The following is a 14,292-nucleotide window of genomic DNA, read 5'->3' as shown; positions in this document are numbered from 1 at the left end:
GGCGGGGGGCGGGGCACAACCCGGCGCGACGACGGGTGCCCGGCCTCACTCCGCCGGTGCGGCCGGTGCGGCGGCCGCGCACGCGTGCGGCGGTCCCGGACACCGCCCGCTCCGGCGCAGGCCGTCGGCTCAGCGACGGTCGGCCGGGTGCCCCACGGCGCGGGGCGCGTCCCCGCGACCGACGGCGGGCAGCTGCACGGTGGCGTCGTCGGGGAGGCGACGGTGGCCCCCCGTCGCCGCCGGACCGGCGCCGACGGGGCCACCGGGGCCGCGGGCGGCGCCGTCGTGCCTGCCAGTGCCACCGGTGACCACGGGCGGCCCGGTCGGTGCCTCCGGTGCGGCGGGGCCGGTCGGCGCGGCCGGACCGGCGTCGGCCGCGGAGACGGCCGGGTCGGCGGGGTCCGCCGGGGCCGGGCGGTCCGGCCTCGGCCCGCGCGGCGCGCCGCCCCCGCGCAGGCTCCGCACCACCGACAGCTCGGCGGCGAAGCGGCCGCGCAGCACGACCAGCGTGCCGATCGACGCGACCCCGCCGGCCAGGGCCGCGGCGACCAGGGTCACCAGGTCGATCCCGAGCGGGCGCACCAGCACCGCCACGCCCCAGGTCGCGGCCACGGTCAGCACCAGCGCCGGGACGTGCTTGACGTACATCCGCAGCACCGCGCCCATCAGACCGGGCGAGACGCGTGCGGAGAACTGCAGCATCACCAGGAAGTGGACGACGATCGCCAGCGACGCCCCGGCCGCGACGCCGACCAAGCCCCACAGCAGCCCGCCGGTCACGGTGAGCACGACGACGTAGCCGGCGTAGAGCCACTGCCGCCAGGCCGCCCGGTAGACGGCACCGGTGGCCCGGGTCAGCGAGGTGCTGATCTTGTACGAGGTGCGCGGCAGCAGGACCAGCGCGAACAGCTGCACCAGCGGCACGACCTCGTCCCACTGGGCGCCGAGCAGCACCCGGACGACCTCGGGGGCGAGCACGCAGAGCAGCACCGCGGCCGGGGCGGTGACCAGGGCGACCAGGCTCGCGCTGCGCACGTAGGCGGCGCGCAGGCGGGGGCCGTCGTCGCGGACCCGGGCCATCGCCGGGAACAGTGCCTTGTCGGCGGCACCGCCGATGATGTTCGCGGGTTCGGAGAGCAGGTTGTAGGCGCGGCCGTAGACACCGAGCGGGCCGGTGCCCAGCGCGTTGGCGACGACGAGCTTGTCGGCGTTGAGCGCGAACCAGTTGCCGAGCTGGGCGATGGAGAACCCGGCGCCGTAGCCGAGCAGCGGCCGCAGCCGGCCCCAGCTCGCGGTGGGCCCCTCGGGGCGGAACCGCGGCCGGGTCAGCGCGAGGTAGCCCGCGCACTTGGCGACGGCGGCGGCGATCTCGCCGAACGCGAGCGCGGAGGCGCCGAACCCGGCCGCGGCCAGGACGACGCTGACCCCGATCAGCGCCGGACCCGCCGCGAGCAGGTCGACCGTCGCCATCGAGCGGAACCGCAGGTCACGCTGGAGCAGGCCGAGCGGGGTCGCCGAGGCCCCGGCGAACAGCAGCGCGATCGACAGCAGCGGCAGCAGCGCGGAGTCGGCCGGGAGCCCGACGAGCGGGCTGATCACCGGCGAGCCGACGGCCAGCACCGCGGCGAACACCGCCGCGACCAGCACCGAGAACCAGAACGCCGCCGTCACGTCGCGGTCGTCGAGGTCCTTGCGGTGCACCAGGGAGGCGGCGACGCCGAGCTGGGTGACCAGCTGGGTCAGCCCGACGATCAGCAACGCGGCCGCGGCCGCACCGAACTCCTCCGGGGTGAGCAGGCGGGCCAGCGCGACGGTGGCGCCGATCTGCAGCACCGCCTGTCCGACGGTGCCGGTGAACGCCCACGCGAACCCGCGCGCGGTCCGCGCGGTCAGCGACGACCCGGACGGTGCCGACGGACCCGTCCCACCCGGCGGGCCGGGGGCCGGTGCGGGCTCCGGGGGCACGGGCCGCAACGGCCGGGTCGCATCGTCGGGCAGGTCGCCACCGGGTCCGGTCACGCGGGTCCTCCGGTCGTCGGGGCGGGTCGGCGCGTCGGGGGTCGCGCCGTCAGTGCCGCTTCCCGCGGAGTGCGGGATGCAACCGCCCGACGGTACCGAGGGCGCTGAACCAGGCGAGCTGGGTGGCCCCGCTGTGCGCGGCCTCGCCCCGGCGGGGCTCGGCGAGCAGCCGGGCGCGGCGCATCCCCGAGATCGCCGGGTGGAAGACCGAGTTCCCGACGCCACGGGTCAGCACCAGGTCGGGCAGCCCCTCGACCGAGGCGCGGTAGGCCTGCGGCACGCCGCGCAGGCTCCAGCAGTCCGACCACGCCGGCGGCTCGCCCGGGTAGTCCAGGACGAACTCCAGGTCGAGGACCTTGAGCCCGGCCCCCTCGTCCCACACCAGGTTGTGCGGGGACAGGTCGAGCACGAAGCGGCCACGCTCGTGCAGGTCGCGGCAGAACCGCAGCAGCGTCCGCACGACCTCCGGGCGCAGCTGGGCGAGCTCGCCGGGCAGCCGGCGCACGACGTGCCGGCCGGTGTCGCCGTAGAACGGGGTGAGCAGCCAGTTCGGGCCGTGCTCGAGCAGCTCCGGGACCTCGGGCAGGTCGCCGAGCTCGAGGCGGGCCCGCAGCTCGCGGCCGTAGGCCTCGTGCGCCCCGGGCCGGAACACCTTGCACACCGACGGCCCGTGCACCGGGTGGTGGACCAGCGCGACGCGGGCGCGGAACCCGGGCGAGGTGCCGCCGAGCATCCGCACGACCGGGAAGGGCATCGCGCACCGGCGGCCGAGGTCCTCGACCGGTCCGGCGATGCGGTGCAGGATCCCCGGGTCGCCGAGCGCGTCGAGCAGGGCGAGGGCGTGCTCCGGCGACGACGACGCCTGCACCGGCAGGTAGTGGTCCCGCGGCGGGACGCGGCGCAGGACCCGCTTGTCGGTGTAGTCCAGGACGGCGAGGACCCGGTCGGCGACCGCCCGCACGCCCGACGTCCCGACCGGGGCGACGACGTCGCAGGCGACGATCAGGGCGTACGGCGCACCGGACGGGACCGGGCGCGACGCCGGGGCGGGCAGCGTGCCGCGGACCCGGGCGACCTGCGCGTCGTCCAGGACGACGACGTCGAGGATCTCCAGCCCGCGGGCGACACCGGCGACGGCCTCGTCGAGCAGGGGCGCCGCCGCGGACCGTACGACGAACACGGCCAGACCGCGCCAGCGGTCGGCCGCGGCCCGTGCGGTGGGCCGGACCTCCTCGAGGGTCACCGACTCGTCCCGAAAGGTTGCGCCATGAGCGAATGATAGGACCCCCTTGAACAAACGGTTAACTCGACCGGTCCTGTGGTTGTCCCCGGGATGGCGGATTCACCGGTCCGTGTGACGGCATCGGAGGGACCTCGTCCGGCCCAGCCGGCCCCGGCACCTGCCGCCTAGGTTCACTCGTGTGAGCAGCGCCGAACTCGCCGACCTGTACCGCGACCTGCACCGTCACCCCGAGCTGTCCTTCGCCGAGACCCGCACCGCGGGCATCGCCGCGGCCCGGCTGCGCGACGCCGGCTACGACGTCACCGAGGGGGTCGGACGCACCGGTGTGGTCGGGGTCCTCCGCAACGGCGACGGCCCGACCGCGCTGCTGCGGGCCGACATGGACGCGCTGCCGGTCGCCGAGGACACCGGCCTGGACTACGCCAGCACCGTCCGCGCCACCGGCCGCGACGGGGAGGAGACCGCCGTCGCCCACGCCTGCGGGCACGACATGCACGTCACCTGCCTGGTGGGCGCGGCCGCCGAGCTGGCCGCCGCCCGCGACACCTGGCGGGGCACGCTGCTGGTGGTGTTCCAGCCCGCCGAGGAGTTCGGCGCCGGCGCCGACGCGATGCTCGACGACGGCCTGTTCGCCCGCTTCGGCACCCCGGACGTCGTGCTGGGCCAGCACGTCGCGCCGCTGCCCGCGGGGCTGCTGGCCCTCGCCGCCGGACCGGCGTTCGCGGGCAGCGACACCGTGCGGGTGACCCTGCACGGCTCCGGCGGGCACGGCTCGCGCCCGGAGACGACGGTCGACCCGGTGCTGCTCGCCGCCGCGACGGTGCTGCGCCTGTACACCGTCGTGCCGCGGGAGGTGGCCGCGACCGAGACCGCCGTGCTCAGCGTCGGCATGCTGCGGGCGGGCACGAAGGAGAACGTCATCCCCGACTCCGCCGAGCTGGGCCTGACCGTGCGGTCCTACACCCCGGGCGTCCGGGACCGGGTGCTCGCCGGGATCGAGCGCACCGTGCGCGGCGAGGCCGCGGCCTCCGGGGCGCCGACCGACCCCGAGGTCCGGCTGCTGGAGTCCTTCCCGCCGGTCGTCAACGACGCCGACGCCGCCGAGCGCACCCGGGCCGCACTGGCCGCGGTCACCCCGCTCCCGGTCGTCGACCCGGGGCCGGTCACCGGCAGCGAGGACGTGGGCCGGTTCGCCGTCGCCGCCGGGGTGCCGTGCGTGTACTGGCTGCTCGGCGGGGCCGACCCGGCCGCGTTCGAGGGCGCGGGCACCGTCGCGGAGATCCGGGAGCGGACCGCGTCGCTGCCGTCGAACCACTCCCCCCGCTACGCGCCGGTGGTCGAGCCGACGCTGTCGGTCGGCGTCGCGGCGCTGGTCGCGGCGGCGCGGGAGTGGCTGCCGGCCGGCTGACCGGGATCAGAGGGCCGGTGCACGCAGCGCGTGCACCGCGACCCGCGCGGCGGCCCCGATCGCCGCGTCCGCCCGCGGGACGGCGGCGTCGCTGCGCGCGGCGTGGGTGTAGACGGCGACGGCGACCGGGTGCTCCCCCGGGTAGGTCACCACGCCGACCTCGTTGCGGACCGCGCCGACCGTGCCGGTCTTGCCCGCCACCCGCGCGGCCGCGGGGAACCCGGCGCGCAGCCGGTGCGGCCAGATCTGGGCGCCGAGCACCCGGCGGGCGAACGCGGTGGACCCGTCCGAGGCGAGCTCGCCGCGCCACAGCAGCCCGAGCAGCGCGGTGGTGTCCGCCGCCGTGGTGGAGGAGCCGTAGACCGGGCTGAGTGCGCGGGTCCGCACCGGCACGTCGTTGTCGGCGAGCACCCCGAAGGCCGCGGCGACGTCGTCAGTACCGGTGTCGGCGAGCAGGTCGGCGAACACGTCGTCGGTGCCGCCACGGATCCGGGTGCCGGTGAGCCCCAGCTCGGCGGGCAGCGCGGCCACCCGGTCGCGCCCCACCCGGGTGTGGACGACGTCGGCCGCGGCGTTGTCCGAGGCCGTCACCATCGAGGTGACCAGGTCCCGCCAGCTCATCGTCACCGGGTCGGCCAGCGCGGAGATCCCGGTGATCCCGGGCGTGCGCCGCACCGGGACGACGACGGGCTCGCGCGGGTCGATCGTGCCGACGTCGACCGCCCGGCAGTACGCGACCAGCACGAACACCTTGTAGACCGAGGCCATCACGACCGGCACGTGCGCGCCGACACCGACCTCGCGCGCCGTCGGGCGGATCCCGTCGCCGGTGACCGGGCGGGCGTGCAGCCAGCCGCGCACCCCGGCGTCGCGGAACACCGCGCGGACCTCGGCGGCCGGGTTCACACACCCTCCCGCAGCGCGTCGGCGAGCGCCCCGACCAGGCCGTCCGGGACGCCGTCGCGGTGCACCACCCGGACCCGGTAGGGCACCGGCTCCCCCGCCACCGGCCTGCGGACCACGCCGTCGCCGGTGAGGCCGGGATCGGCGGTGAGGAGGAACGCGGCACCGGTCGCGACCAGCGCCAGCGCCTCCGCCGGGGACGCCGCGTCGGCCGGGCCGGCCGGGCACCCGCGGGCGTCGAGGGTGTCGAGCAGCAGGTCGTGGGCGGCCGGGGCGTGCGTCCGCGGCGCCGTGGCCGGCGCCGTCCCGCGCAGGGTGCGCAGCACCACCGGCCCCGGCCCGGCCGCGGCGGGGTGGCCGGCGGGCAGCAGGACCTCGGTCGGCAGCGCGACGACCGGTCCGGCCCGCGCCGACTCCAGCACCGTCGGGTGCGCGACGACGGCGACGTCCACCGTCCCGTCCGACACCGCGTCGACCAGCGCGACGGTGGTCGCCACGGTGGGCGCGACCCGCAGGCCGGTCGCGGCGGCGGCGCGGACCGCCAGCCGGGCGGTGGCGGCCGGACCGAGGTCGGCGACGACGCCGAGCCGCAGCACCCGGGCCGCCTCCGCGTGCCGGGCGGCGGCGCGGCCGAGCGCCTCGGCGTCCTCGATCAGGGCACGGGCGCGGGGCAGCAGGTCGCGACCGGCCGCCGTCGGGGAGACGCCGCCGGGCCCACGGTCGAACAGCGGGGTGCCGAGCCGGGCCTCCAGCCGTCGCAGGCCCTGGGACAGCGGCGGCTGCGTCATGCCGAGCCGGGCGGCGGCCCGCCCGAAGTGCCGCTCCTCGGCGACGGCGACGAAGAACGTCAGGTGCCGCAGCAGGTCCACCGGCCTCGCCCCATATCGAACGGCTATCACACGCGAAGCACGATCGTATTCGCGCTATCGGACCGGATGCGACACGGTGCGCCCATGACGATCACCCGTCGCTCCCTGCTCCTGGCCGGTGCCGCACTGGGCGGCGCCGCGCTGACCGGCTGCGCACCGGCGGCACCGGCCGCACCCGCGGCGCCCGCCCCGGCGGGCCCGGGCACCGGGACCGCACCGATCCCCGCGCTGGCCGACGTCGAACGCGAGTACGCCCGCACGATCGGGGTGCACGTGCTCGACACCGGCACCGGCGCGGCGGCCGGGCACCGCGACGGCGAGCGCTTCCTGATGTGCTCGGTGACCAAGGTGCTGATGGCCGGATTCGTGCTGCACCGCTCGCTGTCCGAGCCCGGCCTGCTCGACCGCCCGGTCCGCTACGGACGCGCCGACCTTCTGGAGTACGCGCCCGTCACCACCCGGAACCTGGCGACGGGGATGACGGTGGGCCGGCTGTGCGAGGCCGCCGTCACCGTCTCGGACAACACCGCGCACAACCTGCTGCTGCGCGAGGTCGGCTCCCCCGCCGAGCTGACCGCGTGGCTGCGCACGACCGGGGACACCGTCACCCGGTCCGACCGGGCCGAGACCGCGCTGAACGACCGCGACGGCGAGCGCGACACCTCGACACCGGCCGCGCTGGCGTCCACGCTGCGCACCCTGGTCCTCGGCGACGCCCTGCCGCCCGCGCAGCGCGACCGGCTGACCGGCTGGCTGCGGGCGAACACCACCGGCGACCGGCAGATCCGCGCGGCGGTCCCGGCCGGCTGGACCGTCGGCGACAAGACCGGCTCCGGGCCGCTCGGGGAGCGCAACGACTCCGGGGTGCTGTACCCACCGGACGGTGCACCGCTGGTCCTGACGGTCTTCACCGTCCCGGCCGACCCGGCCGACACGGCGCGCGGGGAGGCCGCGGTCGCCGCCGCGACCCGGGCGGCGATCGCCGCGCTGCGCGGCTGAGCGTGCCGGGTCAGATCCGGGCCAGCACCGCCCGCAGGATCGCGACCTGCCCGATCGGGCTGGGGTGCAGGCCGTCGTCCTCCCAGAAGTCGGGCCGGATCGGCATCCGGGACAGGTCGACCGCGTCCGGGTCGACCTCCCGGACCGTCGCGACGAGCCCGGGGACGTCGGCCGGGTCCCACCACTCGCCGGTGAGCTCGCGGGTGGCGGCCACCCGTCCGGGGTCGACCGGCGGCGGGACGACGAACCGCACCCGGGCGCCGCTCTCGGTCTCCAGCAGCAGGCGCAGCGCCCGCAGGTTCCGTGCCGTCTCGCTGATCGACACCATCCGGATCCCGGTGGTCGCGCCCTCCCGGCGGATGTCGTTGGTGCCCAGCATGACCAGTACCCGGGTCGGCACCCGGGAGACCAGGACCGGGCCGAGTGCGAGCGCCTCGGAGCTGGTCCGCCCGGACAGCGCGAGCACCTCGACCGAGGCCTCCGGTTCGACCATCGGGACCAGCTCGGCGAACAGCCGTGCCCAGCTCAGCCGGTCGGCGGACAGGGAGTCGCCGACGACCACGATCCGCTCGCCCGGGCGCAGCGCCATCCGGTGCAGGCCGTCCGCGACCGGCGGCTCGTTCCGCAGTGCCCGCGCCGCGGCGCGGACCCGTCCGGCGAGCCCGGCCCGCACCCCGGCGACGGCCGACGGGTCCAGGCCCGCGGTCGTCGCGAGCAGCCGGTCGATCGACTCCTCCTGCACCCCGAACGCCGCGAACGCCGGCCAGGCGGTCAGGTCGGCGAACCGGATGAGCCGGCCCATCAGGTCCTCGTCCACGTCGCCCCCTCTCCGGCCCGGTCCACCGGGTCCGGCGGGGGGATCATCGCCCACCCCCGGTCGGCCGTCACCGACCGGCCACCTCCGCGACCGACGCGGATCACCCGTCCGACGGGCACGCAATGTGATTCACGACACACATATACCGCGTTTGCCGGACCGATCGCCCAGGTGGAGGGCGCAATTGAGGCGGCCCGCACCGCCGGTCAGGCGAGCCTCTGCTGCCTGGCGCGCACCGCACGACCCCGACAACCTGAGCGCCATGACCACGGCCCAGGACATGCCCCAGGTTCAGCAGTGCTCCGCCACCAGCTGTTCCTACAACTCCGACTCCAGCTGCGGCGCGGGGGCGATCACGATCTCCGGTGACCACGCCCACTGCGGCACCTTCGTCGAGATCTCGTTCCGCGGCGGCAGCGGAAACGGCCTCGTCGGTGCCTGCCACCGTTCGGACTGCCGGTTCAACGAGAAGCTCGAGTGCACCGCGTCGTCGGTGAACATCGGCGCGGGCGCCGACGCCGCCGACTGCCTCACCTACGAGGCCAAGTAGGCCAGCTCCTCCACCCGGACCTCGCCACGCTCGTCGACGCGCAGCGCGCCGTCGGCGACGGCGAGGGCCGCGACGGGGTCGATGTCGTCGACGAGGACGGCGACCCCGTCCGCAGCGACCGCCCGCAGCGCGGACAGCACCGTGCTGCGGTCGTGTGCGTCGAGACCGTCGGTCAGGCGGTCGGCGAGGACCATCGCGGTGGGGCCCCGGCGGGCCGAGTCGACGGTGGCCAGCCGGTCCGCCGCCGACTCGGTCGCGCGGGCACCCAGCCTGCGGACCACGGCGTCGTGTCCGTCGGCGCACCGGCCGCTCGCGTCGTCCAGCCGGTTCATCATGCGGCGGCGTTGCACCGACGGCCCGAGCAGCACCGTGATGCTGCCGGTCGGCAGACGCAGAGACATGGAAGCCCTCCCTCACCGGTACTGAGGCGAGGCTAACCGACGATTGCGATCAGGTGAAGGCCCTGCGGTAGGTCTCACGCAGCTCGCGCTTGAGGATCTTGCCGCTCGGGTTGCGCGGGAGCGCCTCCACGACGTCGACCGAGCGGGGCCGCTTGAAGCCCGCGATCCGCGGCCGGACCCACTCGATGAGGGCATCCGGATCGATCGTCGCCCCCGGCCGCGGCACGACGACGGCCTTCACCGCCTCGCCCCAGCGCTCGTCGGGCACCCCGATCACCGCGACGTCGGCGACGTCCGGGTGCTCGGACAGCACGCTCTCCACCTCGATCGGATACACGTTCTCCGCGCCGGTCACGATCATGTCCTTGATCCGGTCGGTGAGGAACAGGTAGCCCTCGGCGTCGAGGTAGCCGCCGTCGCCGGTGCGCAGCGTCGCGTCGTCGCCGAGCGCGGCCGCGGTGTCCTCGGGCCGGTTCCAGTAGCCGGCGGTGACCTGGTCGGAGTGGATCCGGACCTCCCCCACCTCGCCGGGCGGCAGCTCCCGGCCGGTCGCCGGGTCCACGATCGTCAGCCGCACCCACGGGTACGCCCGCCCGGCCGAGCGCATGAGGTGCGCCCGGGGGCCGTCCGGATCGTGGTCGGCCGGGTCGAGCTGGGTGATCGCACCGGTGGTCTCGGTCGCGCCGTAGACCTGGAACAGCGGCGCCCGGAAGGTCTCGACGACCGCCCGCAGCGCGCCGACGGTGATCGGCGAGGCGCCGTAGGCGATCGACCGCAGCGCGGACCAGTCGCGGTCGGCGGCACCGGGCACCGCGGAGAGCATCTGCAGCACGGCCGGTACGAGGAAGGCGTTCGTGACGCGCTCGCCGGACATCGTGTCGAGCAGCGGCCCGGGGACGATGTCGGCGACGAGCACGCACCGCGCCCCGGCGGCCAGGCAGACCAGGGCGTAGCCGACGCCGCCGATGTGAAACAGCGGCATCGCGACCAGCGCGGTCGAGGTGGGGTCGATCGACCAGTGCCCGGCGGCGAGCAGCAGCGCCGAGAACTGCCGGTGCGCGAGCAGCACGCCCTTGGGCAGCCCCGTGGTGCCGGAGGTGTAGAGCTGCAGCACGGTGTCGTCCGGGGTGGACCCGGCCGGCGGCGACGGCGGCAGCACGTCGGCGGCCGCGTCACGCCAGTCCGCGTGGTCCTCCCCCACGACGACGACCCGGCGCCCGTCGAGCGCACCGCGCAGCCCCGCGAAGTCCGGCCCCAGCACGACGAGCCCGGCCCGGGCGTCGTCGACGAGCGCCAGCAGGTCGGCCTCGGTGAGCCGGGTGTTGAGCGGGACCGACACCGCGCCGATCCGCGGCGCGGCGAAGAGCAGCTCCAGGAACTCCGGCCGGTTCTTCCCGATCCACACGACGCGGTCCCCGGCCCCGAGGCCGAGGTCGCGCAGGGCCGCCGCGGTGCGCCCGGCGCGCTGTTCGAGCTCGCCGTAGGTGGTCGTCGCGCCGTCGAACGACAGCGCGACGAGGTCGGCGCGGTCGGGATCGGCGAGGATGTCGGTCAGGCGGAAATCCTCGGCAGGGCTCTGACCCGGCACGGTGTTCTCCCTCGGTCGGCGGCGACGCAGGTTCGGCGAAATCGTATATGATAGTCGCCGTGTCGACGGCCGACTTCGTGCGTGAGCTCTCACCGGGCCGCGCCCCGCAGCTGCCCGACCGCATCGCGCTCGTCCTGCGGGACCGGATCCTGTCCGGCGAGCTGCGGCCGGGCACCTTCCTGCGGATGGACCGGATCGCCGCGGACCTCGGCGTCAGCCACACCCCGGTCCGCGAGGCCCTGCAGTCGCTGCGCGCCGAGGACATGGTCCACGCGGTGCCGCGGCGCGGGTTCGTCGTCGCCGAGCTGACCCGTGACGACGTCGCGGACCTGTTCCAGGTGCAGGCCGACCTGACCGGGACGCTGGCCGCACGCGCGGCGCAGCGGCTGTCCCCCGCCGACCTCGCACCGCTGCGCGAGCTCGCCGACCGGATCGCCGCACTGTGCGCGCGCACCCCCGAGACCCACGACCCGGCCGAGCTGGACCCGCTCGTGTCCGCCGAGCACCGGCTGCACGCCGAGGTCAACCGGCTGGCCGGCTCGCGCAAGCTCGCCTGGCTGGTGGGGCGCTCGTCGCACTACCTGCCGGCGCACTTCTACACCGGCTCGCCCGAGTGGCGGGCCGGCGCGGTCGACGCCCACGTCGTCCTGCTCGACGCGCTCGGCGCCGCCGACCCCGACGCCGCGCGGGCGGCGATGCGCCGCCACGTGCTCGACGGCCGCGACCTGCTGCTCGCCCACCTGGACCGCACCGGAATGTGGTCCGACGACCGAGGAGATCCCTGATGCCCGTCACCCTGACCGAGGACCAGACCGACCTGGCGAAGGCGATCGGCGACTTCTGCCGTCGCGAGATCGGCAGCAAGGAGCGCCGCGACGAGCTGACCGGCGGCGGGCGGCACGCCCACTCCGACGAGATCTACCGCAAGATGGCCGACCTCGGCTGGCTCGGCATCGCCACCCCCGAGGAGTACGGCGGCGCCGGCCAGGGCATGCGTGACCTGCTGGTCTTCCTGGAGGAGTCCGCGTACGGCCAGGCCCCGATCGCCGGGTTCGGCACGACCACCATCACCGCCGCGGCGATCGAGAAGTTCGGCACCGAGGCCCAGAAGCAGGAGCTGCTGGGCGGGATGTGCCGCGGTGACGTGCTGTCGATCTCGATGTCCGAGCCGGAGGCCGGGTCCGACGTCGGCGGGCTGAAGTGCAAGGCCACGAAGACGGAGACCGGCTGGCGGATCGACGGCCAGAAGACCTGGTGCTCGAACGCGCACATCGCGTCGCACATCCTGCTGGTCGCCCGCACCTCCACCGAGGGCGGCAAGCACGACGGCCTGACCATGTTCGTCGTGCCCGCCGACGCGGCGGGCCTGTCGATCCACGGCATCGAGACGATGGGTGGCAAGGAGGTCAACGACCTCTACTTCGACGGGTGCGAGCTGCCCGCCGACGCCGTCGTCGGCGTCGAGGGGCAGGGCTGGCGACAGCTCATGGCCGGGCTGAACCTGGAGCGGATGATCCTGGCCGGGCTCATGCTCGGGCTGGCGCGGCGCGCCTTCGACGACACCGTCGCCTACGTCAAGGAGCGCAAGCAGTTCGGCCGCCCCGTCGGGAGCTTCCAGGCGATGCGCCACCGCATCGCCGACAACGCCACCGAGCTGGCGGCCACCAGCCTGCTGGTGCACGACACCGCGCGGGTGATCGACGAGGCACCCGCGGGTGCGCTGTTCCCGCGCGAGGCGTCGATGGCCAAGCTCAAGGCCACCGAGCTCGCCAAGCACCTGTCCCTGGAGGGGATGCAGATGCTCGGCGGCTACGGCTACGCCACCGAGTACGGCATGGAGCGGCTGCTCCGCCAGAGCGTCGTCTCGACGGTGTACGGCGGGACCAGCGAGATCCAGCGCGACATCATCGGGAAGTCCTACGGGCTGTAGCGGCTCAGGCCGCGGAGTTCCGGGCGAGCTCCGCGGCCCCGCGGTCGTCGCCGGCCTCGGCCTCGGCCTGCCGGTCGGGACGCGGAGCCGGGACGGCCGTCGGGCCGACGTGGGCGCCGGCCTCGGCCCGGACCCGCGCGGCCTCGGCGGCACGGCGGATGTGCGCCGGGACGAGCGCCGAGCGCGCGGGCAGCAGCATCGGCGGCACCGCGCCACCGTTGCGCCGCACCTCGCGGGACCGCTGCACGTAGGCCCAGCCGCCGCGGGCGATCCGGCCGCCGCGCTCCAGCAGCCCGCTGTCGGGCATCGCGTCGCCGGCGCCTGCCTCGCGGTCGGAGATGTGGCGCAGCCGGGCGACCGCCGCCGGGAGCCGGCGCAGCGCGACCGAACGGCCCTGCGGGGACAGCGCCACCTTCGCCAGGAAGCTGCCCAGCCCGATCGCGTAGCCCTCGAGCTGGGTGTTCAGCGCCGCCTGGTCGGGACGGTGGTGGTGCCACAGGTAGGCGCCCGGGGCGTACCCGAGGACGTTGCCGGCGAGGATCATGCGGACGAGGAACTCGCAGTCCTCGCCGCCGTGGGTGGGGGTGCCCGGGCCCATGGCCTCGTCGAAGCCGCCGACGGCACGGGCGGCCCCGGCCCGCACGGCGAGGTTGGCGCCGATGCCGAACAGGCCGGGTGCGAACGGGAAGATCGGGGAGTCCGCGGGGGGCTCGGCGAGGGTGAACCGGCGCGGGGTGAAGCCCTTGTTCCAGGCCAGGGCGACGTCGGCGGCGCGTTCCTCGGGGCTGCCCAGGCGGGCGGCGAGCACCGGGCCGGAGACGCAGGCGAGCTCGGGGTCCGCGGCGAACGCGCCGGCGATGCGCGAGGCCCAGGCGGGGTCGACCTCGGTGTCGTCGTCGGTGAAGGCGACGATCTCGGTGCGGGCCTCGGCCAGGCCCCGGTTGCGGCCGATGGACGCACCGCGCCGCGGCTCGCGGACGTAGCGGACCCGGTCGGAGCCCGCGGCCCGCACGACCAGCTCGGTCCGCTCGTCGTCCGGGTCGTTGTCGACGACGACGACCGACAGCGCCGGGTGGTCCGAGGCGAGGACCGCGCGCAGGCAGCGGGCCAGCGACTCGGGCCGGTTGCGGGTCGCGACGACCACGGTGACCGGGTCGGCCGCGGACGGCGCGACGGCGACGGTGCCGGCCGCGGGCAGCGCGGCGACGGCGAGCGAGAGCTCCGCGGCGGTCGCGCGCCCGGCGCGCAGCGGCACGGTGACCTGACCCTGCGGGGTGCCACCGACGGTGACCAGCAGCCGTGCGGCGGCGAACCGCCGATCGACCTCGAGGTCGCGGGCCGGGGCGAGCCGGTCGAGCTCACCCACCCAGGTCGGTACGTCGGGAGTCATCGCCATGGACCCCATCGTGCTCACCGTCGCTGTGACGACGCTGAGATCGGCCTGTGGGACAACGGAGTGTGGGGCGCGCCACCCCGGACGGGTTCCGGGCCCCGCACCGCAGACCCTCCCCTCACGTGAGAGTACGGTCGGGCCGTTCGCGAGCTCCCGCCGTCGTGGCCCGCGG

13 protein-coding genes are annotated in these 14,292 nt (G+C 76.0%); 5 read left to right on the top strand and 8 right to left on the bottom strand.

All coding sequences use genetic code 11. The features are described from left to right. Positions 1-129: 129 nt before the first annotated feature. Both KPL57_RS36030 and KPL57_RS36025 read right to left on the bottom strand, forming a co-directional pair. Positions 130-2,019, bottom strand: coding sequence for a lipopolysaccharide biosynthesis protein (locus KPL57_RS36030; protein ID WP_226355014.1), 1,890 nt, complete (start codon positions 2,017-2,019; stop codon positions 130-132). Positions 2,020-2,068: 49 nt separating this feature from the next. Continuing rightward, positions 2,069-3,262, bottom strand: coding sequence for a hypothetical protein (locus tag KPL57_RS36025; protein WP_226355013.1), 1,194 nt, complete (start codon positions 3,260-3,262; stop codon positions 2,069-2,071). A 178-nt stretch (positions 3,263-3,440) separates the two neighbouring features. On the opposite strand from KPL57_RS36025, the gene KPL57_RS36020 reads away from it, so the two are divergent. Continuing rightward, positions 3,441-4,670: an amidohydrolase gene (locus KPL57_RS36020; RefSeq protein ID WP_226355012.1), complete on the top strand. Its 1,230-nt coding sequence runs from the start codon at positions 3,441-3,443 to the stop codon at positions 4,668-4,670. 6 nt (positions 4,671-4,676) lie between these two features. Here KPL57_RS36020 and KPL57_RS36015 read toward each other — a convergent pair whose 3' ends face one another. Next, complete coding sequence (locus KPL57_RS36015; RefSeq protein WP_226355011.1) at positions 4,677-5,576, bottom strand: serine hydrolase; 900 nt, start codon at positions 5,574-5,576, stop codon at positions 4,677-4,679. Further along, positions 5,573-6,442 carry a LysR family transcriptional regulator gene (locus KPL57_RS36010; protein WP_308253070.1) on the bottom strand — a complete coding sequence of 290 codons (870 nt, stop codon included), beginning with the start codon at positions 6,440-6,442 and terminating at the stop codon, positions 5,573-5,575. Before KPL57_RS36010 ends, KPL57_RS36015 begins: the two co-directional genes overlap by 4 nt. An 84-nt stretch (positions 6,443-6,526) precedes the next feature. Here KPL57_RS36010 and bla point away from each other — a divergent pair, with 84 nt between their 5' ends. After that, positions 6,527-7,441, top strand: coding sequence for a class A beta-lactamase (gene bla, locus KPL57_RS36000; protein WP_226355010.1), 915 nt, complete (start codon positions 6,527-6,529; stop codon positions 7,439-7,441). Between the two features lie 10 nt (positions 7,442-7,451). On the opposite strand, the gene KPL57_RS35995 is transcribed toward bla, so the two are convergent. Beyond that, positions 7,452-8,258 (bottom strand): SGNH/GDSL hydrolase family protein, encoded by an 807-nt coding sequence (locus KPL57_RS35995; RefSeq protein ID WP_062399968.1) that lies wholly within the window; start codon positions 8,256-8,258, stop codon positions 7,452-7,454. A gap of 262 nt (positions 8,259-8,520) precedes the next feature. On the opposite strand from KPL57_RS35995, the gene KPL57_RS35990 reads away from it, so the two are divergent. Then, positions 8,521-8,808, top strand: a complete 288-nt coding sequence (locus tag KPL57_RS35990) for a DUF1540 domain-containing protein (protein WP_100879494.1) — start codon at positions 8,521-8,523, stop codon at positions 8,806-8,808. On the opposite strand, the gene KPL57_RS35985 is transcribed toward KPL57_RS35990, so the two are convergent. After that, positions 8,793-9,209, bottom strand: a complete 417-nt coding sequence (locus KPL57_RS35985) for a hypothetical protein (protein WP_226355009.1) — start codon at positions 9,207-9,209, stop codon at positions 8,793-8,795. The genes KPL57_RS35990 and KPL57_RS35985 overlap by 16 nt on opposite strands. Before the next feature lie 49 nt (positions 9,210-9,258). Next, positions 9,259-10,797 (bottom strand): long-chain-fatty-acid--CoA ligase, encoded by a 1,539-nt coding sequence (locus tag KPL57_RS35980; RefSeq protein ID WP_226355008.1) that lies wholly within the window; start codon positions 10,795-10,797, stop codon positions 9,259-9,261. A 59-nt stretch (positions 10,798-10,856) separates the two neighbouring features. Here KPL57_RS35980 and KPL57_RS35975 point away from each other — a divergent pair, with 59 nt between their 5' ends. Together KPL57_RS35975 and KPL57_RS35970 are read left to right on the top strand one after the other, a co-directional pair. Next, positions 10,857-11,582, top strand: coding sequence for a GntR family transcriptional regulator (locus KPL57_RS35975; RefSeq protein ID WP_226355007.1), 726 nt, complete (start codon positions 10,857-10,859; stop codon positions 11,580-11,582). Continuing rightward, positions 11,582-12,727 (top strand): acyl-CoA dehydrogenase family protein, encoded by a 1,146-nt coding sequence (locus tag KPL57_RS35970; protein ID WP_226355006.1) that lies wholly within the window; start codon positions 11,582-11,584, stop codon positions 12,725-12,727. The genes KPL57_RS35975 and KPL57_RS35970 overlap by 1 nt, the downstream gene beginning before the upstream one ends. A gap of 4 nt (positions 12,728-12,731) precedes the next feature. Here KPL57_RS35970 and KPL57_RS35965 read toward each other — a convergent pair whose 3' ends face one another. Next, a complete protein-coding gene (locus KPL57_RS35965; RefSeq protein WP_226355005.1) occupies positions 12,732-14,123 on the bottom strand; it encodes a glycosyltransferase family 2 protein in 1,392 nt (463 codons plus the stop codon). Positions 14,124-14,292: the final 169 nt, after the last annotated feature.

It is taken from the genome of Pseudonocardia sp. ICBG601, from assembly GCF_020496245.1.
This window is presented reverse-complemented; position numbering and strand designations above follow the sequence as displayed.